Genomic DNA, 1,320 nt, shown 5'->3' on the forward strand with positions numbered 1-1,320 from the left:
GATGTTGCGGTGACCCCTGACGAGCTTTTCCTTGTGCGGCAACGGCTTGAGGCGTTCGCCGCGGATGTGTTCACACCGTTGGTGCGGTCGGATCAGCGGGCGAAGGGTGGCACGTATCTGCGAGGGCTGCTGCTGGACGGGCGGCGCAAGTCGATGCAGCCGATGGCGGATCGGCTCGGGGTGGATCATCAGGGGTTGCAGCAGTTCGTGACAACCTCGACGTGGGACACCACGGCGGTGCGGATGCGGTTGGCCGTGCGGGCGGTCGACGTGGTCGGGCCGGTGGCGTGGGTCGTCGATGACACCGGTTTCCCGAAGGACGGCAAGGGTTCACCGGGCGTGGCGCGGCAGTACTCGGGGACGTTGGGCAAGGTCGCGAACTGTCAGATCGGGGTGAGCATCCACGCGGTCACCGACACCGCGTCGTGCCCCCTCGGTTGGCGGTTGTTCCTTCCGACGTCCTGGGACGACCATGCCGTTGACGAGGCTGACCGTCCTGAGGTGGTCGCTCGCCGGGTCCGGTGCGGGATACCTGCCGATGAGCGTCATCGGCCGAAATGGTCGCTGGTGGTGGGGATGCTCGACGAGTTGGCCGAGCACGGGCTGCGCCCGCCACTGCTGGCCGCAGACGCCGGCTACGGCGACAACAGCCAGTTCCGCAGCGCTCTGGACGAGCGTGGAATCGGCTACATCATGCAGGTCAAGGGCGACGCCCTCGCGCACGAGCCGGGCGTGCAACCGGTGCCGCGGATGTGGTCCGGGCGGGGCCGCCCACCGACCCGCACCGACCCGCGCTACCCGAAGACGGCTGTCAGCCTGGTCGAGCACGTTCGCGCCGCCGGACGCGAGGCTGCCGAGACGATCACCTGGCGGGAAGGCTCGAAGGGCACCATGAGCTCTCAGTTCGTGTTCCTGCGAGTGCGTCCAGCCGGGCACCGCGTCGCCCGCGACCCGGACGGGCTCCTGCCCGAGCGGTGGCTGATCGCCCAGTGGCCCGACGATGAGGCCGAGCCGGTCAAGTACTGGCTGTCCAGCCTCCCCGAGGCAACCAGCCACGCCGACCTGGTCCGCTACGGCAAGATCCGCTGGCGCATCGAACACGACTACCGCGAGTTGAAGACCGGGCTCGGTCTGGACCACTTCGAAGGCCGTTCCTGGACCGGGTGGCACCGCCACGTCACCCTGGTCACCGCCGCGCACCTGTTCATCACGGAACTGCGCCTGGACCCAAAAGCGGCTGCGCCGGCCTGACCCTCTACAGGGTCATCCGCGAGCTGCAACGACTCCTCGCGACCTGGACCGGCGCCTGCATCACCTGCC

1 protein-coding gene is annotated in these 1,320 nt (G+C 68.8%); it reads left to right on the plus strand.

Annotation, left to right across the window (positions count from 1 at the left end; translation table 11 throughout):
- Positions 1–9: 9 nt before the first annotated feature.
- Complete coding sequence (locus ACFOW4_RS30210; RefSeq protein WP_377533712.1) at positions 10–1,251, plus strand: IS701 family transposase; 1,242 nt, start codon at positions 10–12, stop codon at positions 1,249–1,251.
- Positions 1,252–1,320 lie beyond the last annotated feature (69 nt).

The organism is Micromonospora sp. GCM10011542 (assembly GCF_042650685.1).
GTDB lineage: Bacteria > Actinomycetota > Actinomycetes > Mycobacteriales > Micromonosporaceae > Micromonospora.